Genomic DNA, 16,553 nt, shown 5'->3' with positions numbered 1-16,553 from the left:
CTCACGCGCCGGGGGTCAGGGGCCGGTGTCGAGGGCCCGCTGGTGGAAGGTGCCGGGGGTGGGGAGGGTCGTCGCGTGGCCGACGGGCCACAGGATCACGGACGCGCGGCCGATCACGTTCCGAACCGGGATCGTTCCGTCGTCCGAACCCCTCCGGTGGTAGCGCGAGTCCGCCGAGTTGCCCCGGTGGTCGCCCATCACCCACAGGCGGCCGGGCGGGACGACGATGTCGAAGGTCTCGGTGGACGGCTTGTCCCGCTCGTGCGTGACCGGGTCGCGGTAGAGGTAGGAGCGCTCGTCCAGCGGAACGCCGTTGACGGTGACGCGCCCTTCGGCGTCGCAGCACTTCACCCGGTCACCGGCGACGCCGATGACGCGTTTGATGAAGTCCGTCTCGGCGGGCGCGAAGCCCAGCGCCCCGCGCACCGACCGCAGGATGCCGCCCGGCGGGTCGGCCTGGGCCGGACGCCAGGACGCGGGGCCCTTGAAGACGATCGTGTCCCCGCGCTCGACGTCGCGCAGCCGGTAGACGACCTTGTTGACCAGGATGCGGTCGTCCACGTTCAGCGTGTTCTCCATCGACCCCGACGGGATGAAGAACGCCTGCGCCGCGAACGTCTTGATCAGCACGGCGAGCGTCACCGCGACCACGACCAGGACGGGGAACTCCCGCCAGAACGATCGCCGTCTCCGCTCTTTCCGCGCACCGCCGGATTCAGGCTCCACGTCCTTGCGACCCTTTCCCCCGGCCGCGTGCTCGACCCGAATGCGCGGCAGAACCCCTATCCAGCCGAATTTACCCCATGACGCCGCCGGGACGATCGAGGGACGCGGACCTAGGGGGCGTCCTCGTCCTCTTCGTCTTCTTCGTCCTCGGCCGGTTCACCGTTCCACGTGACGGTCACCTTGAGGGCGGCCTCCATCTTCCCCTTGGTGAAGATGATCCCGGTCTCGCCGCCGAACTTCAGCCCGAACTCGACGACGATCTGGTCCGGCCCGCGCGTGGCGTCGCGGAGCCGGGTGACGATCGTGTCGAGGGCGGGTTCGAGGTCGTCGAACGCGGCGGCGAGGCTGCGGAGCGCGCGGGCGGTGCGGCCGGGGCCGTCGTCGGCGACGAGTTCGACGCCGTCCTCGGTCTCGACGTCGCGGCGGTCCACCTCGACCACCATGAACCGGTCCGCGCCCGCGCCGTCGTCCAGCGGAATCCGCATGAGCATGTACCCACCGCCCGTTCTGTCGGCCGTCCGTCCGAACGAACCTACGGGACGTCCGGTCCGGCGGCAGGGCAGAATCGGAAGGGGGGTCGAATGCGGGACGAACTGGTGCTCAAGCCCGACGCCGGGACGCAGGCGGTCGTGGCGGGTGTGCTGGCGCTGGCCGGGGCGGGGCTCGTCGCCGCCGTCGTGCTCGGGCCCGCGCCGACGGTGCTCGCCTGGGTCGTGGGCGGGGTCTTCGGCCCCGCCGTGGTCCTGGCGTGCGCGGCGGTGCGGACGCGGATCGTCGTGACGGACGACGCGATCGTCCGGCAGGGCGTGTTCGGGCGGCGGACGTGGGAGCGGGGACGGGCCGTCCGGACGGTCCGGGCGCACCTGGCGTCCACGGTGGAGGCGGAGGGGCAGGGCGACACGGTCTTCGTGCTGGACGCGCGGGGAAGGGTCCTGTTCCGGGTGGCCGCGCTGCACTACACGCGCGACGGTCTCGACCGCCTGGTGGCCGCGCTCGGCGTGCCGTGCGACGCGGTCGAGGGGCCCGTCAGCGCGAAGGAGTTCGACCGGACGCATCCGGGGCTCGTGTCCTGGGTCGAGAAGCACCCGTACCGGCTCATCGCGGTCGTCGCGGGAGTACTGGGCGCGGTGGCCCTGGCGGTGGCGGGCGCGGTGCTCGCCCTCGGGGCTTGACCTCGACTTCGCTTGAGCTTCTACGTTGGCGGGCATGAACACCACGAACCTCACGCCCCGCGAAATCGACGATCAGCGCATCGGGGAGCTGGTCGCCCGCTCGGAGAGCGCGCAGTTCGACGCGGACGCGCTGCCGCGACTGCACACGTCCGACGTCGTGATCGTCAACATCGTCGGCCGCCGGATCTTCGGACGGGACACGTTCTCCGCCGCCATGCGCGACGCGCTCGCGTCACCGCTCAAGGACGTGCGGACGACGCTGGAGATCAAGGACATCCGGTACGCGGCGCCCGACGTCGCGGTCGTCAGCCTCGTCAAGACCGTCCACGACGAGCGCGACGACGCGCAGTACGCCCCGCAGCAGACCGGGGCGATGACGTACGTCCTCGTCCGCGAGGCGGGTGACTGGCGCATCGCGGTGGCGCAGACGACCCCGATCCCCTGACCGCTCACGCCTGGGCGGCGAGACGCTCCTTCGCCCACGCGACGGCCTCGTCGGTGTCGGTCGTCCCGAACACGGCGAGGCCGCCCGGGCCCGGGTCGACCACCAGGTCCGCGAGCTGCCGCGTCGCGACGACGGACGCGTACCCGCAGCACCGCTCCGCGATCTCGGCGGCGTGCTCGGCCCAGTACGCGTGCACGACCTCCAGGGCGCCCTTCTGCGGCGCCCGCCGGTCCTGCTGCTCGACGACGATCGCGAACCGCGTCCCCTCGTTCCTGGCACGTTCCAAGACAGCTCCGAGCGCCGCGTTCAGCGACTCCGCCTCGTCCACCGTGAGCCGCCCGTTCTGCGCGGCCCGCGCCAGCGGCCACCCACTGAGATCCACATATTTCGCCATAAAGAGGATCTTATGGGCGGCAGGGGCGAGGACAGGAGCCGACCGTCTAGGGTCGCGAGGAGGTGCACTTCGGGAGGAGCCGGACCCCGTGACCGAGCCAACGCTGTTCGCGATCAGTGACCTGCACGTCGGGCACCGGGAGAACCGGGCCGTCGTCTCCGCGCTGCGACCGCGCGGCGACGACGACTGGCTCATCGTCGCCGGGGACGTCGGCGAGGTGTTCGCGGACGTCGCCTGGGCGCTGGGCCTGCTCGCGTCCCGCTTCGCCAAGGTCGTCTGGTCGCCCGGCAACCACGAGCTGTGGACGCCGCCCGCCGACCCCGAGCAGTCCCGGGGCGAGGCCCGGTATGCGCGCCTGGTCGAGATGTGCCGGAACCTGGGGGTGTCCACGCCCGAGGACGAGTACCCCGTCTGGGACGGCCCGGGCGGACCGGCGATCATCGCCCCGCTGTTCACCCTGTACGACTACACGTGGCGCCCGCCCGGCACCCGCGACAAGGCGTCCGCGCTGCGCTACGCCTACGGCACCGGCGTCGTCTGCACCGACGAGGCGCTGCTGCACCCCGCGCCGCACCCCACCATCGACGCCTGGTGCGACGCCCGCATCGCCTACACCGAGTCCCGCCTGAAGGCCCTGCCCGCCGACGTCCCGACGGTCCTGGCGAACCACTATCCGCTCGTCCGCGACCCCACCCGCATCCTGCGCTACCCGGAGTTCGCGCTGTGGTGCGGCACCGACCGCACCGCCGGCTGGCACACCGTCCACAACGCCGCCGCCATGGTCTACGGCCATCTCCACATCCCCCGGACGACCGTCCACGACGGCGTCCCCTTCCACGAGGTCTCGCTCGGCTACCCCCGCGAATGGCAGCCGCGCGGCGGCCCGACCCCGCTCCGCGAGGTCTTCCCCGGGGTTCAGGGGGTCGGCAGGGACAGCGCCCGGTAGGTGGCGGTGATCAGTGCGTCGACGGCGGGCGGGGGCGGGCGGTCGGCGAGCAGGTGGCGGCGGACGGCGCCGTACGGGGCGTCGATGACGGCGTAGCAGAGGGTCTCGGGGTCGGTGCCCTGGTGGCGCGCGATGAAGGAGGTCAGGGCGTCCTCCACCGCCCGGTCGAGGCGGTCGAGGTCGGGGCCGAGTTCGGCGGGCCAGGCGGTGACGAGGTCGCGTCGCCGGTGCAGCAGCAGGAACCGGGCCTCGTCGGGGTGGCGGCGGCACCAGCGGGGGGTGTGCAGGGCGGCGGCCGGGGCGTCGTCGGCGTTGAGGGCGTCGAGGAAGCCGCGCTGGAAGCGCTGGACGCCGCGAATCCACAGGGCCGCGAGGAGCAGGTCGCGCGAGGCGTAGCGGTGGTAGAGGGAGCCGGTCGGGGCGTTGAGGCGGGCCGCGATCGCGGCCATGGTGACCGCGCCGAGGCCGCTCTCGGCGGTGAGGGCCAGGGCCGCGTCCAGGATGTCGTCCCGGCTGAACTTGGCCGGTCTTCCCATGCGTCCTCCCGGAGTATTAGATTAAGGGTTCTAGAATCCTAATTCACCTTGGAGGAGCCATGACCGACGCCGTCGACGAGTTCTACGCGGCCACCCAGCGCCGCGACGCCACCGCGGTCCTCGCCCTGCTCGACCCCGCCTTCGAGGCCCGCACCGCACCGGGCATGCCCAGCGGGGCCGGGGGCGTCTTCCACGGCCCCGAGGAGACGATGACCCGCGTCTGGGGCGCCGTCTTCGCCGACTACGACACGGCCCCCTACGCCGAGACCCGGCACGAGACCACCGACGGGCTCGTCGTGATCACCGGCCACTATCGCGGCACCGCGCGCGCCACCGGCCGCCCCCACGAGGCCGAGTTCGTCCACCTCTGGCGCCTCACCGACGGCCGCATCTCCTGGCTCCACCAGTACACCGACACCGCCCGCTGGCACGAGGCCGGCGCCTGACGGTCAGGCCAGGCGCAGCCGGTACCACTGCGGCGACGTCCGGTTCATCGGCCAGCCGAGCCCGGCGGTGTCGGCCGCCCGGACGTCGAGGAGGTCCCAGCCCGGGAAGGCGTCCTCGACCTCCGCCTGGGACACGCCCCCGATGCGCGAGCGGAGGCGCGTCACCCCGAACGCGAGCATCAGCAGCGTCGCCCCGGGCTCGGCCGAGGCGGTCACCCCCCGGCCCTGCGCCGCCCGCTGCTCGGCGTCGAACCCCTGAAAGCACCCGATGTCGAGAAAGAAGCCGAACGTTCCCAGCCCCGCCGCCGGTAGATCCGTCACGTCACCGACGACGTAGGCGACCCCTTCGGGCCCCTTGGCGCGGGCGGCCTCGATCGCGGCGGGCACGCAGTCCACGCCCACCGCCTCCCACCCCCGCCGCGCCAGCTCGGGCGTGAACTGCCCCCGCCCGCATCCGAGATCCAGCGCCCGCCCGAGCGGCCGGGAACGTCCGTCTTCCTCGCGATCCAGCACCGCCGCGACACTCGCCGCCGCAGCCTCCCCGTACCGCTCCCAAGGCGTCACCCCGAAGCGATACATACGCGCATAATCAGCCATATTCCGGACCCTCTCACGCCCTTCCCGGCCCCCCGCACCGGGTCGGGGCCGCCGGACACGTCCGGCGGCCCCATGCGGCGCGTCAGCGGAGGTAGCCGCCGGAAACGAAGGCGATCTGGTTGGCGCGCAGGGTGAACGCCTGCATCCGGGTCTCGTGGCCCGTGTTCAGGTCGATGACACTGCGGGTGATGCGGAAGAGGCCGTCGATGCCCTCGCCGGAAGCGTCGCCGCGGCCGGTCTTGGTCGAGCCGGTGAAGACCTGGGTCGGCCCGACCCACCCGGTGGGCGACCCGGCGACCTGCGCGACCTTCTCGGGCAGGCGGAGCCTGCGCGTCACCTTCCCGGTGCGGACGTCGGCGAACGCGTGGTCGAGCATCGACCTGGTCTTCATCCGGACGAGCAGCGTGTGCCCGTCAGGGGAGAGCGCCGGGCCGGTGGTGCCCAGTTCCGTCCGGGGGTCGAGCGTCGTGCGGGAGAGCACCCGGCCGTCGGGGCCGGTCAGCATCAGTGTCGTCGCCTTGCGCATCCGCTCGTCCCCGCGTCGCGGTGTCGCGAGCGCGACACCGCCGTCCGCGCGGATGCCGAGGAGCTGACCGTCCGGCAGGGGCACCACGGCGCCCGTCGCCGTGTCGAACAGCACGGCGCGCTTGGTGGTGGTGACGTCGGGGGAGACGGCGAGATACCGTCCGTCCCGGGAGAACGTCAGGTCGTGGTAATTGCCCAGGAGGTCCGCGAGCGGCGCCGGATACCGCACCGGGATGACCCGGCCCGTCGGCACGTCCCGGACGACGAACCGCTGCTCGTCCGCGCGGTAGTACGCCAGGCGCCGTCCGTCGGCGCTGATCTCCAGCGGGCCGCGACCGTTCATGTAGTCGTTGACGCGGGTCTGGTAGGTGCCCGTCCCGTCGGAGAGCCGCCACTGCCGGCCGGAGCGGTCCGTCAGCCGCCACTGCGCGCAGTCGCCCCGGGGAGTCTTGCCGTTGGGCCCGCCCGGATTCTTGCAGTGGTCGAGGAACGCGGACGTGATCGCCTCGGGGTGCCGCTTCGGCAGCGGAGGCGGCAGCGGCCCGTCGTTGACGATGCCGGTGCGCGGCGGGTTCGCCGGGGTGACCGGTTCGGGCGTCCCGCCGGTGGTCCCGGCGAGCGTCGCCCCGGCGGCGACGATGACGGCGGCCGCCGCCGCCAGCACCGGCGCCGCGACCGTCCGTACCCGCCTGCGCCGCCGCGCGCCCGCCAGGACGCGGTCGGTCAGGTCCGTCCTCGGCGCCTCTTCGGCCAGGTCCCGCAGGGCCTCGTGCAGTCGTGCGCTCACCGGTTCGCCTCCACGTTGACGTCGTTCAGGAGATCGGCCAGACCGGGTTCGAGCAACCGCAGCCGTGCCAGCGCACGGTGCGTCTGGCTCTTGACGGTCCCGACCGAGCAGTCGAGCAGCCGCGCGGTCTCCGCCGCCGTCCGGTCCTCGTAGAACCGCAGCACGAGCACGGCCCGCTGCCGGGGCGTCAGCCGCCGCAGCGCCCGCGCGAGCACCAGGGTCCGCACGGCGTCGTCGGCGTGGTCGGGGTGCCGTCCGGTCTCGGGCGTCGCGGCGCTGGGCCGCTCGCCGAACCGCCCGAACCGCCGCCACCCGTTGACGTGCTCGTTGTAGAGAGCCCGCCGCACGTACGCCTCGGGATCTCCGGCGGCCACGATCCGCTCCCACCGCGGCGCGACCTTCACCAGCGTGCTCTGCACGAGATCCTCCGCCAGATGCCCGTCGCCCGTCAGCAGGTAGGCCGCCCGCAACAACCCAGGCCCCCGCCCCACCACGAACTCGGCCAACCCGTCATACCGAGCCATCCCGCCTCCTCATCACCCCCTAAACACGCCCCCACCCCCCAACAAGGTTGCCGCCCACCCCAAGCCAACCAAGCCAAAGGCCGTACGCAGAACAACCCCAACGACACGAGACAGCCACGAACCCGACCACACCCGCTCGGCCTGGCGCCACAGCCCAACCCGCACACCTACGTGCATAGCCCGACCCGCTTCTCCGACCCGCTCGGTTCGAGCCCGCGGAAGTACGGTGGCTCCAACGACCCCGGCGAACCCCGGGTGCTCCATCGTGCTCCCGCGCGAGGAAACAAGGAATCCGAGCGGTTCAGCCCGAACGCGCAGAACCAGGATTCACCGAAGCCTTCCCCCGGATCGGTATGAACGGACGCACGACAACAAGCGGATCATCCCGGTCAGCGAGATCGACCGCTTCAATTCGTTCATGGACCACAGCAAGACGAAGTGGACCGACTACCACCAGGAATGGGCATGGGAAGACTAGGAGAAACCCCTGGCGATGACGGCCCGGAGGCACCCTTCACCGCGCACGAAGTCGGCGACGAGGTCATGGGCACCGTCGTCGCCACCGAGCGCTTCGGAGCGATCGTCGATCTCGGGACGGTCGAGGGCGTCATCACCGCCGCCAACCTCTCCTGGCGCCCTTTCGATGACCCCTCGGAGATCGTCTCCCCTGGCGAACAGGTCCGTGTCCGCGTCCTCGACATCGATCACGAACGACAGCGGATCTCCCTCGGCCTGAAGCGGGCGGAGGACGACCCCCTCCACCTGATCCACACGGGCCTCACGGTCACGGGCACTGTGACCAGGACGGCCCCGATGGGAACCTTCGTCCGCCTCAACGAGAGCATCGACGGCCTCCTCCCCGGCGCCTCGACCCTCGAACCGGGCGAACAGGTACGCGTCACCGTCATCGACGCGAACCGCCAACAGCGCCGCATCACCCTTTCCCCGGCCAGCGACGACGACCCCGAAAGCACCACCACACGCACGCTCCCACGCTGACCACACCCCCGCCCCCGCCCCATGCTGGCGGATTTCGGGTAGGTCGAGCGTTCCGACCTCATCACGCCGCACCCCCTCGTGATCGACGCCTGACCGACCAGATGTGGGCGCCGTGCCCCGGCCAGCCACCTGGCGACCTCTGCCGGGCCGGGCTCGTCACCGACGAGGGGCACGGGCGGTTCCGGAGGGCCGCGCACGCGCGCGGCAAGGCGACGCGCGGCGAGCACGACGCGGCGCTGCGCCGCCTGGTCGAGCGGTACCTGCGCGCCGCCATCGCCGCCGACCACGCGCTTATGGAACAGGCCCTGGCCCTGCTGCCCGCGCGCCATCACCCCGTCGAGCGGGCGGGCGCGCTGGAACTGCTGGCGGTGGCGGCCGAACGCGACGGCGACCGGGCGGCGGCGCGGGCGCTGGTCGACGACGCGCTGGACCGCGCCCGCCTGACCACCGAACGGGACCAGGCGCGGTAGGACTCATCAGAGCCGCGAACTCGGGCAGGCTGATCTTGCCGTCGCGGTCGGCGTCCGCGCTGCTGAACGGGCGCGGCCCCACCCGTGTGGGCGCGCTCAGGGCCTGGGCGGAGCGGCTGGCGGACTGAACGACGCCGTCCAGCCGTCCGGCCCGGCGATGATGTCGACCTCCGGCGGGAGGTCGCGCAGCGGGCGTCCGTCCGCGAGCCAGGCGTGCACGGCCGAGGCGGCCAGCGCGAGACGGCCGGTGCGGCAGCGCACGGTGCCTTCGTCGCGTACCCGGACGACGGCCTCGCCGGGGGCGGACTCGGCGGCGGCGACGAGGCAGCCCGGATAGGTGGTGAGCGCCGCGCCGGTCCACGCGGCGGCAGGCGGATCGAGCGCGGTGTGCTCGCGGACAAGGACGTCGGCGAGGCCGAGCAGCCGTTCCTCCGGCTCGCGGACGTCCACCACGAGGTGACGTCCGGCGGCGTCGTCCAGCGCCACGGCGGCGGGACGCCGGTCCAGCGTGGCCCGGACGCCCTGCGACGGGTCGGGCCGGGGGTCGGACGGCCTGCGGACCACGGGCTCGCCCGCCGGTTCGTCCAGCTTCATCAGCCGGTACATCTCTGCGCGCAGCAGCCGCGCCGACGCGCCGGGAGCGGACGTCGTCGTCGCGGTCACCGCGCTGTAGCGGTCTTCACGGTGATCGCGGAACACGGCGGTGAGCTGGGGGAGGATCAGAACGCATGAACCGGGCAACCGTATCGGTCCGGCCAGGGCAGGAACGCCTCGAAGCGGGGCTCAACGCGCGGAGGAGCGCTTCCTGCGCCCGGCGTATGTCACTTGGACATGGCGCGGAAGAAGGCGCCGCCCATCTGGCGGTAGCCGTCTGCTGTGAGGTGGGCGTCGTTGCGGTCGCACTGGGTGCTCCAGGCGCAGATGCGGGCGACGGCGAGAGGGAGTTTCCCGTACGGCTCCAGGGACACCTTGGTCGTGAAGTCGTGGGAGCCGAAGGCGTCCGCGACCTCTGCGATCCGGAAGCCGTTGGCGAAGGCCGCGGTCCGCTGCATCAGGTTGTAGATGTCCAGCAGCGGCACGGAGGCCAGTGCCGTGACCTTGTCGCCGTGGACCCAGGCGGCCAGTCCGGGGTTGAACAGGGTCATCGACGCGTAGACGGGTGCGTCCCCGCCGGCCTCCCGCAGCTTCGCCTCGATCTTCGAGGCGTTGGTGCCGACCCGGGCGACCGCCTGCGCTCCGCAGGCCAGGTCGAGGTCGAGGGCGCAGGCGGCGTCGTTGGCGCCGATGCTCAGCGTCACGTACTTCACCTGACCGGGGTGGTCTCGCAGGAAGGCCAGCGCGGCCTTGAGCTGTGAACCTTCGGGGTAGGCGCACTTGCCGCCGTCGATCATCGTCGTGGTCGTCTCGCCGCCGCAGCCCAGCTTCACCAGCTTCAGGCCGGGCTCCTTGGCGCGCAGGGACGCCAGCAGGAACTCCCCGTGCCCCTCATCGGTGGGCCGCCCCACCTCGGCGTCCGGGAAGAGTTGCGTGCCCACCGACAGGGAGTCCCCGAGGGCCAGCAGGTACGTCGTGGGCGTCTCGGCCCGAGCGGGCAAGGGGAATCCGCTGATGACGGCCAGAGTCAGAGCGAGGGCCAGGGACGACCAAGCACGAGAACGCGTCACGCGAAACTCCTCGAATCCGATAGTCCATTCTGGACTATCGGAACGATAGGGATCGCCCCGACCACCGTCAAGGCCCAAGGCCCGGACGCCCCGGCAGGACGGTAGCTTCTGGGGCGTGAATCTCACTCCGTCGGCGTTCCTGGTGCTCGGTATCGTCAATCTGCTCGGGTCGGCCAGTCCGTACGACGTGAAGGTGGAGGCGGGCCGGACGATCGCGCCGTTCTGGCAGGTGCCGCACGCGCAGGTGTACGCGGTGTGCGACCGCTTGGTCGAGGCGGGCCTGCTGGAGCGGGAGCAGGCGGGGGGCGGGCGTCAGCGGCGGGTGATGCGGCTGACCGACGAGGGCCGGGCGGCGCTCCGGGAATGGCTGGAGGACACGGTGGTGGTACCGGTCGAGGCCAGGGAGCGGGGGATGCTGAAGATGTGGCTGGGCGGCGACCCGCGCGAGCACGCACCCGCCCAGGTCGAGGCGCACGGCAGGACTCTGGCGGAGTACGAGGAACTGTCCCGCCTGGTCGGCGACCATCTGACGCCCGGTCAGCGGCACGCCCTGGAGTTCGGCATCAGATACGAGCGGATGATGACCGAACTCTGGCAGAGCGCCCTTGACCAGGAGTGATCGACCGTTCGGGCGCGGGAATGGAACGTTCCCCTCCCGCTCTCGACGTTCGAGGCTTGACGAGTCCCGTTCGCGATAGTCCAGAATGGACTATCGCTGACGGGTTCGTCCGGGCACCGGAGCGGACCCAGACCGCCCTGCGGCGGCCGTCCGTCGCCTCGGCAACCTCTGGAGCATCCCGTGAACCCTGTGACCCGTGTCCTGCGCGCTTGCGGCCTGGTCGCGCTCGTCGCCGCCGGTCTGGCCGTCCCGGCCTACGCCGACGAGGTGCCGCTCCCGTCGGCCGACGGGTTCTACCTGCCGCCGTCCCCGCTGCCTCCGGGCGCCCTGGGCGACGTCGTGCGCTCCAGGCAGGCCCGTTATCCGCTGTCGTCGAAGGTCGTCTCGACGCAGGTGCTGTACCAGACCCAGAACGCGACCGGGGAACGGATCGCGGTGTCCGGAACGGTCCTCGTCCCCTCGGCGGCATGGTCGGGTAGAGGGTCACGGCCGCTGGTGTCCTATGCGGTGGGCACCAAGGGGCTCGGCGACAAGTGCGCCCCGTCCTACTCCCTCAGCCGGGGCCTGGACTACGAGCAGTTCGCCGTCAACGACCTGCTCAACAAGGGCTGGGCCGTGGCCGTCACCGACATGGAGGGACTCGGCACCCCCGGCGTCCACACCTACATGGTCGGCCGGTCGCAGGGCCGTGCCGTCCTGGACATCGCACGCGCCGCCCTGCGCCTGCCCGGCACCGGGCTGAACGCCGCCACCCCCGTGGGGATTCTCGGCTACTCCCAGGGCGGCACCTCGGCCGGCTGGGCCGCGCAACTGGCGGCGACCTACGCCCCCGACCTCAACCTCAAAGGCGTCTCGGCCAGCGGGATCGGCTCCGACATGGTCGCCATCGGCACCTTCCACGAAGGAGGCCCGCTCGTCGGCTCGGCCTTCATGGCCGCGCTCGGCTACGACGCCGCCTACCCCGACCTCCGCCTCGACTCCGCCCTCAACGACGCCGGCCGCGAACTCCGACGACGCCACGCCGACCTGTGCTTCGTCAGCCTCGACCTCGGCCCCGCCGCCCTCGACACGTCCTTCCGGCGCTTCAGCGACGTCGCCACCCGCGACCTCATGAAGGACCCCGCGTGGCTCGCCCGCTTCGCCGAGAACAAGCTCGGCACCCTCAAGCCGTCCGTCCCGGTCTTCCAGGGCCACGCCCTGTTCGACGAGGTCCTTCCCCTCCGCCAAGCCGACACCGTCCACAAGAACTGGTGCGCGCTCGGCGCCGACCTCACCTGGAAGGTCTACCCCTTCGCCGAACACCTGTCGGGCGCCGTCCAGTCGTACCCCGACGCCAGCAACTTCCTCAACGACCGCTTCCACGGCAAACCCGCCACCACCACTTGCTGACCGCCCCCGCCGCCCTGGTTCTCTCAACGATCCGCGCAGCAGGGCCTGAAGGCGCCCGGTCCAGACGGTCCATCCCGCCAGCGGCGGGGGTCGCCGAACCGTAGCGTCCGGAACGATTCGGGCTCATCGCGTGACCGGGGCGGCGGTCGTCAGCCCGGGTCGCGAAGGACGGCGTGGAGGAACACGTCCGGCGGACGGTAGTGGTGCGTGTCGATGTAGTGGACGATCAGTGTCGGAGCGACGTAGACGCGGCCCTCGCCGTCCGGTACGTGAATCTCCCCGGTGCCGAGCGCGGCCTCCTCACCCTCGGGCGTCATGCTGCAGATCGGTGATTCGGCGTCGCAGAAAGCGCAGTAGTGATAGCCGCGCATGACGTTCTGCGGATCGACGGCCCGGCGCAGCAGAGCCGCGACGACCCGCGAATCGACCTCGCCCGTGGGGAATCCGGCGTCACCGCCCAGCCAGCCGACGTTCACCGCCTCGCCAGGCGGTGCGGCGTCGTAGGTGTAGGGCGAAAGGTCGGGATAGGTGGACATCGCTTACCTGCTCCTCAGCTCCTGGCAGGCCGCCCAGTGTACGGTCCCCATCCGGGGTTTCAGCAGCTCGGACAGGTTCCTCGCATCCTCGACGGTCCGCGACTCCTGCGCGATCGTCAAGTTCTTGGGCGCCTTCAACGTGTAGTTCGGCATGCTCTCCCCGGCCTCGTAGACGCGCACCGGCGTCCGTCCCGTCCCCCGCTCGATGCCCAGCCCCACCCGGTCGTGGATCCGCTGCCCGTGCTCGGCGTAGACCGCCACCCGCGTCCCCGGCGGCACCGTCACCTCCCCGGCGCCCCGCCGGTACTCGCCGTGCCCCGCGAACACCTTCTCGCCGTCGGCCCGTCCGCCCGGCACGACCGACCGCGCGTACCCGTGCCCCGCCTGGCCCCGGTCCCCGGAGTCGGACGGGCACAGGCCGAGCGGGTCCGACCAGCCGGTCGGGTTGAGCACGTAGGCGTGCGGGTCGGGCTGCGGGGTCAGGCCGAGCGGGTCGGGGCTCTGGTACCGGCCGTCCTCGGGGCTGTAGTACCGCTGGTAGTTGTAGCCGAGCCCGGTCTCGGCGTCGTGGTACTGGCCGGGGAAGCGCAGCGGGCAGCCGTCCACGTCACCCGTCAGCGGCACCCCCCACACCGTCGTGCGCAGGCTCCAGTCCACCGTCCCCGCGGCGCCGACCAGTTCCGTCGGCGCGCCGACGAGGTCGGTCACGATGCCGTGGAACCGCTCGTCGATCCACCGTTGGGGCGCGTCGGCGGCCGTGCTCCGCCGGAGCTGGTAGAGCGGGCGGAACGTCCCCGGTGCGTATCCCCACGAGGTCACGCGCGTCACCGGCGTGTCCCGCGACCGGTGCATCTCCTCGACCAGCAGCGGGCCGTCCCAGGTGAAGTCGGTCTGCTCGGTGACGACGCCGTCCGTGCCGAGCCGCTGCTTGGCGATGCGCCGCCCCAGCGGGTCGTAGCGGTAGCGCCAGCGCGTGCCGTCCGGCGTCCGCACGGTGGTGAGCCGGTCGTCGGCATCCCAGCCGAACGTCCAGGTGCGCGTCCCGCCCGATGGCCCGGTCCGCCTGCGCGCGACGACCCGGCCCTGCGCGTCGTACTCCAAGTGGACGCGTCCGGCCCGGCGCAGCAGCGTGCCCACGAAGTCGCGGTCGCCGTCGTCGGCGGAGGTGACGCGGCCGACGGCGTCGTAGGCGTACCGCTCGGACCAGCCGCGCGCGTGGACCGCCGTCACCCGCCCGGCCCGGTCCAGCTCGAAGTGGCGCTCGCCGTCCGCCCGGTCGTGGACGCCCGACAGCACGCCGTCCGGCCGGTACCGGTACGTCCGGTGCCGCAGCAGCCGGGCGTCGGCGTGGCCGCCGTCCGGCGCGCCCCACACCGACTGCGCGACGAGCCGGTGCCCGCCGTCCCACTGCTGCGCGAGGGCCGCGCCCGCGCCGATCCTGCGCCGGACCTCCCGCCCGGCGGCGTCGTACTCCAGCGCCACCGTGCCACCGTCCGCGGTGACGCCGGTCGCGCGGCCCGCCGCGTCATAGCTCCACGCCGCCTCGGCGCCCGATGGCAGCCGGTGCCGGACGCGGTTGCCGTCCACGTCGTAGGCGGACCGCACCGTCCGCCCGTTGCACGTCTCGGCGATGAGCCGCCCGATCAGGTCCCGTTCGAAACCGAGCTCGGTGTCGGCGTCGGCCGCGCGTACGAGCAGCCCGGCGCGGTCATAGCCGAACGTGGTCTCCCGGCCGTCGCCGTGTTTGCGCACCACGTTGCCGAGCACGTCCCGCTCGAACGCGACCGTCTCGCCTGCGCCGTTGGTGCGTCCCACCAGGCGTCCGGCCGCATCGTGGGCGTAGCCGACGACACGACCGTTGAAGTCGCGCTCGCCGACGAGGTTCCCGGCCGCGTCGTAGGTGTAGCGCCATTCCAGGCCCTGCGGGTCGGTGACCGCCGTCAGACGCAGCTCGGTGTCGTGGGCGAAGACGCGGCGGGCGCCGTCCGGGCCGGTCTCGGCGACGACCAGGTCGAACGGGCCGATCTCGTACCGGGTGGTCTGCCCGGCCGCGTCGGTGTACGCGGTGAGATTGCCCTCGGCGTCGTAGGTCCACCGCTCGGTGCCGCCGTCAGCGTCCGTCCGCCAGGCCGGCGCCCCCTCGGCGGTCCACCCCTGCCGGACGACGTTGCCGAGCGGGTCGGCGGTGGCGGTCACCCGGCCGGCCTCGTCCCGCTGGTAGCGGGTCACGTTGCCGAGCGGGTCGGCGACGGCGAGCGGCAGCCCGGCGGCGTCGGGCGCGTAGCGGGTCACCGCGCCCGAGGGCGCCGTGACGGAGGTGGGCCGCCCGGCCTCGTCGTAACCGAACCGGGTCGTGGCACCGAACGGGTCGGTGGAAGCGGTCAGGTTGCCGCGCTCGTCGTAGTCGCGCCGCCAGACCGCCCCGTGCGGCTCCACCATCTCGACGGGGAGGTTCAGCGCGTTGTAGGCGATCGTGAACCGGGCACCGTCCGGGCGCGTCAGTTCGGTGATGTTGCCGTGCTCGTCGTAGGCGTAGGCGATCGTGCCGCCCAGGGCGTCGGTGTGGGAGAGCAGCCGGTCGTGGGCGTCCCAGCCGAAGCGCTGCGTCGAGCCGAGGGGGTCGGTCTCGGCCGTGATCTGGAACAGCTCGTTGTAACGGTACGTGGTGGTGCGCCCGAGCGAGTCGGTGATGACGGTCGTGCGTGCCGCCGGGTCGTAGGCCAGCGTCACGTCGAGGAAGCCGCCGGTGCCGCGGGCCCGGACGGCGCGGCCCTCGCCGTCGTACTCGTAGCGGTAGGTGTGGCCCGTGCGGTCGTGCCAGGCGGCGAGCCGCCCCGCATCGTAGGTGAAGCGGAGCGGGCGCCCGGACGAGTTCACGACCTCGGCCAGGTCGCCTTCGCCGTCGTAGCCGTACCCGACGAGCGTCCGGCCGCCGTCGGTGCCGCCCAGCAGCCGCAGCGCGGTGATGCGGCGCTCCCCATCCCCGGTCTCCGCCGTGTCCACCGCGATGACGTAGCCGCCCGAATGCCGCAGTTCCGTCAGCGTGCCGTCGCGGTAGACGAGGTCGAGCCGGTTGCCGTTCCGGTCGGCGACCGCCAGCAGGGGCAGCCGGGACCAGCCGTGCTCGTCCCCCGGGGCGGCGAAGCGGAGCGTCCGGCCCGTCTGCGGATCGGTGACCTCGTATCCTCCGTCGCGGCCCAGCGTGAGCGTCCACTGGCGTCCGTGCTCCGGCCGGAAGGCGACGCCGGGGAGGTTCGCGTGCGGATACTTCTGGACGGTCGCGTCCGCGGAGAAGAACCGGACGCCGTCGGCGTCGGTGCGCAGGTGCTGGTCGAGTGTAGACGCCCACGCCGGGCCGAACAGGCCGCCGTCACGGTAGGTCGAGATGTGCGTGCGACGCAGTACCAGCGGCAGGATTCCCTGCAGGTGGACGTCGGTCTGGCTGAGCAGCACCTCGCCGGTGACCACGTCGATGGGGTCCTTGGTGGTCGTGCGGCCGTCCGGATGCCGTGCCGTGCCCCGGTCCGCGCGGGCCCCGTCGTTCCCGCCCCCGCGCGTCGTCCCGTCCGGCCGCCGCGACGGACGCCCGCCCGGCCCCGCGCCGTTGCCCCCGCCCCGCTTGGGCAGCCGGAACGCCTTCCCCGCCGCCTTCCCGAACACGCCCGCGGCGGCGCCCCCGGCGCCACCACCGCGTCCTCCGCGCCGTCCCATCACGCCCCCGCTTCGATCCGACGATCAAGGCAATCCTCAGGGACAACCCACATCACGACAAACCGGG

General features: G+C 72.5%; 19 protein-coding genes. 8 read left to right on the top strand and 11 right to left on the bottom strand.

Annotated features, from left to right (window positions below; all coding sequences use genetic code 11):
• Positions 1 to 15 precede the first annotated feature (15 nt).
• Positions 16 to 726 carry a signal peptidase I gene (lepB, locus tag C229_RS0104815; RefSeq protein ID WP_240487076.1) on the bottom strand — a complete coding sequence of 237 codons (711 nt, stop codon included), beginning with the start codon at positions 724 to 726 and terminating at the stop codon, positions 16 to 18.
• 110 nt (positions 727 to 836) lie between these two features.
• Positions 837 to 1,217 carry a CU044_2847 family protein gene (locus tag C229_RS29430; protein WP_018653945.1) on the bottom strand — a complete coding sequence of 127 codons (381 nt, stop codon included), beginning with the start codon at positions 1,215 to 1,217 and terminating at the stop codon, positions 837 to 839.
• 90 nt (positions 1,218 to 1,307) lie between these two features.
• Here C229_RS29430 and C229_RS0104805 point away from each other — a divergent pair, with 90 nt between their 5' ends.
• Positions 1,308 to 1,898 (top strand): hypothetical protein, encoded by a 591-nt coding sequence (locus tag C229_RS0104805; RefSeq protein WP_018653944.1) that lies wholly within the window; start codon positions 1,308 to 1,310, stop codon positions 1,896 to 1,898.
• 34 nt (positions 1,899 to 1,932) lie between these two features.
• Positions 1,933 to 2,343, top strand: a complete 411-nt coding sequence (locus C229_RS0104800) for an SgcJ/EcaC family oxidoreductase (protein WP_018653943.1) — start codon at positions 1,933 to 1,935, stop codon at positions 2,341 to 2,343.
• A 4-nt stretch (positions 2,344 to 2,347) separates the two neighbouring features.
• On the opposite strand, the gene C229_RS29425 is transcribed toward C229_RS0104800, so the two are convergent.
• On the bottom strand, positions 2,348 to 2,737 hold the full coding sequence (locus tag C229_RS29425; protein WP_155884596.1) for a hypothetical protein: 390 nt from the start codon (positions 2,735 to 2,737) through the stop codon (positions 2,348 to 2,350).
• Between the two features lie 88 nt (positions 2,738 to 2,825).
• Here C229_RS29425 and C229_RS29420 point away from each other — a divergent pair, with 88 nt between their 5' ends.
• Entirely contained in the window at positions 2,826 to 3,683 is an 858-nt protein-coding gene (locus C229_RS29420) for a metallophosphoesterase family protein (RefSeq protein WP_018653941.1), read from the top strand.
• Here the strand turns inward: C229_RS29420 and C229_RS0104785 are convergent.
• Positions 3,653 to 4,219, bottom strand: a complete 567-nt coding sequence (locus tag C229_RS0104785; protein WP_018653940.1) for a TetR/AcrR family transcriptional regulator — start codon at positions 4,217 to 4,219, stop codon at positions 3,653 to 3,655. The genes C229_RS29420 and C229_RS0104785 overlap by 31 nt on opposite strands.
• A gap of 59 nt (positions 4,220 to 4,278) precedes the next feature.
• Here C229_RS0104785 and C229_RS0104780 point away from each other — a divergent pair, with 59 nt between their 5' ends.
• Positions 4,279 to 4,665, top strand: a complete 387-nt coding sequence (locus tag C229_RS0104780) for a nuclear transport factor 2 family protein (protein ID WP_018653939.1) — start codon at positions 4,279 to 4,281, stop codon at positions 4,663 to 4,665.
• Between the two features lie 3 nt (positions 4,666 to 4,668).
• Here C229_RS0104780 and C229_RS0104775 read toward each other — a convergent pair whose 3' ends face one another.
• From C229_RS0104775 to C229_RS0104765, 3 genes are all read right to left on the bottom strand, one after another.
• Positions 4,669 to 5,244, bottom strand: coding sequence for a class I SAM-dependent methyltransferase (locus tag C229_RS0104775; protein WP_018653938.1), 576 nt, complete (start codon positions 5,242 to 5,244; stop codon positions 4,669 to 4,671).
• A gap of 100 nt (positions 5,245 to 5,344) precedes the next feature.
• Entirely contained in the window at positions 5,345 to 6,574 is a 1,230-nt protein-coding gene (locus C229_RS0104770; RefSeq protein WP_018653937.1) for a WD40 repeat domain-containing protein, read from the bottom strand.
• On the bottom strand, positions 6,571 to 7,098 hold the full coding sequence (locus tag C229_RS0104765) for a SigE family RNA polymerase sigma factor (RefSeq protein ID WP_026313440.1): 528 nt from the start codon (positions 7,096 to 7,098) through the stop codon (positions 6,571 to 6,573). The genes C229_RS0104770 and C229_RS0104765 overlap by 4 nt, the downstream gene beginning before the upstream one ends.
• Positions 7,099 to 7,557: 459 nt before the next feature.
• Between C229_RS0104765 and C229_RS0104760 the strand changes: the two genes are divergently transcribed.
• Both C229_RS0104760 and C229_RS0104755 read left to right on the top strand, forming a co-directional pair.
• Positions 7,558 to 8,097, top strand: coding sequence for a S1 RNA-binding domain-containing protein (locus C229_RS0104760; protein WP_081639723.1), 540 nt, complete (start codon positions 7,558 to 7,560; stop codon positions 8,095 to 8,097).
• Positions 8,098 to 8,198: 101 nt separating this feature from the next.
• Positions 8,199 to 8,567, top strand: coding sequence for a hypothetical protein (locus C229_RS0104755; protein WP_018653934.1), 369 nt, complete (start codon positions 8,199 to 8,201; stop codon positions 8,565 to 8,567).
• Positions 8,568 to 8,663: 96 nt separating this feature from the next.
• Here C229_RS0104755 and C229_RS0104750 read toward each other — a convergent pair whose 3' ends face one another.
• Positions 8,664 to 9,266: a hypothetical protein gene (locus C229_RS0104750; RefSeq protein WP_155884595.1), complete on the bottom strand. Its 603-nt coding sequence runs from the start codon at positions 9,264 to 9,266 to the stop codon at positions 8,664 to 8,666.
• A gap of 122 nt (positions 9,267 to 9,388) precedes the next feature.
• Positions 9,389 to 10,162, bottom strand: a complete 774-nt coding sequence (locus C229_RS0104745) for an SGNH/GDSL hydrolase family protein (protein WP_018653932.1) — start codon at positions 10,160 to 10,162, stop codon at positions 9,389 to 9,391.
• 184 nt (positions 10,163 to 10,346) lie between these two features.
• On the opposite strand from C229_RS0104745, the gene C229_RS29415 reads away from it, so the two are divergent.
• A complete protein-coding gene (locus tag C229_RS29415; RefSeq protein WP_018653931.1) occupies positions 10,347 to 10,850 on the top strand; it encodes a PadR family transcriptional regulator in 504 nt (167 codons plus the stop codon).
• A gap of 180 nt (positions 10,851 to 11,030) precedes the next feature.
• Entirely contained in the window at positions 11,031 to 12,239 is a 1,209-nt protein-coding gene (locus tag C229_RS0104735; RefSeq protein WP_240487075.1) for a lipase family protein, read from the top strand.
• A 149-nt stretch (positions 12,240 to 12,388) separates the two neighbouring features.
• Here the strand turns inward: C229_RS0104735 and C229_RS0104730 are convergent, their stop codons facing one another.
• Positions 12,389 to 12,775: a DUF7919 family protein gene (locus tag C229_RS0104730; protein WP_018653929.1), complete on the bottom strand. Its 387-nt coding sequence runs from the start codon at positions 12,773 to 12,775 to the stop codon at positions 12,389 to 12,391.
• A gap of 3 nt (positions 12,776 to 12,778) precedes the next feature.
• Positions 12,779 to 16,486 (bottom strand): putative adhesin, encoded by a 3,708-nt coding sequence (locus C229_RS29410; RefSeq protein WP_081639722.1) that lies wholly within the window; start codon positions 16,484 to 16,486, stop codon positions 12,779 to 12,781.
• Positions 16,487 to 16,553: the final 67 nt, after the last annotated feature.

This window comes from Actinomadura flavalba DSM 45200 (assembly GCF_000374305.1).
GTDB lineage: Bacteria > Actinomycetota > Actinomycetes > Streptosporangiales > Streptosporangiaceae > Spirillospora > Spirillospora flavalba.
This window is presented reverse-complemented; position numbering and strand designations above follow the sequence as displayed.

Coding starts and splice junctions, on each gene's coding strand:
- C229_RS0104805 (WP_018653944.1), top strand. CDS start 1,308: ATGCGGGACGAACTGGTGCTCAAGCCCGACGCCGGGACGCAGGCGGTC.
- C229_RS29410 (WP_081639722.1), bottom strand. CDS start 16,486: ATGGGACGGCGCGGAGGACGCGGTGGTGGCGCCGGGGGCGCCGCCGCG.
- C229_RS0104785 (WP_018653940.1), bottom strand. CDS start 4,219: ATGGGAAGACCGGCCAAGTTCAGCCGGGACGACATCCTGGACGCGGCC.
- C229_RS0104755 (WP_018653934.1), top strand. CDS start 8,199: ATGTGGGCGCCGTGCCCCGGCCAGCCACCTGGCGACCTCTGCCGGGCC.
- C229_RS0104765 (WP_026313440.1), bottom strand. CDS start 7,098: ATGGCTCGGTATGACGGGTTGGCCGAGTTCGTGGTGGGGCGGGGGCCT.
- C229_RS0104760 (WP_081639723.1), top strand. CDS start 7,558: ATGGGCATGGGAAGACTAGGAGAAACCCCTGGCGATGACGGCCCGGAG.
- C229_RS0104780 (WP_018653939.1), top strand. CDS start 4,279: ATGACCGACGCCGTCGACGAGTTCTACGCGGCCACCCAGCGCCGCGAC.
- C229_RS0104730 (WP_018653929.1), bottom strand. CDS start 12,775: ATGTCCACCTATCCCGACCTTTCGCCCTACACCTACGACGCCGCACCG.
- C229_RS0104800 (WP_018653943.1), top strand. CDS start 1,933: ATGAACACCACGAACCTCACGCCCCGCGAAATCGACGATCAGCGCATC.
- C229_RS0104775 (WP_018653938.1), bottom strand. CDS start 5,244: ATGTATCGCTTCGGGGTGACGCCTTGGGAGCGGTACGGGGAGGCTGCG.
- C229_RS29425 (WP_155884596.1), bottom strand. CDS start 2,737: ATGGCGAAATATGTGGATCTCAGTGGGTGGCCGCTGGCGCGGGCCGCG.
- C229_RS29430 (WP_018653945.1), bottom strand. CDS start 1,217: ATGCTCATGCGGATTCCGCTGGACGACGGCGCGGGCGCGGACCGGTTC.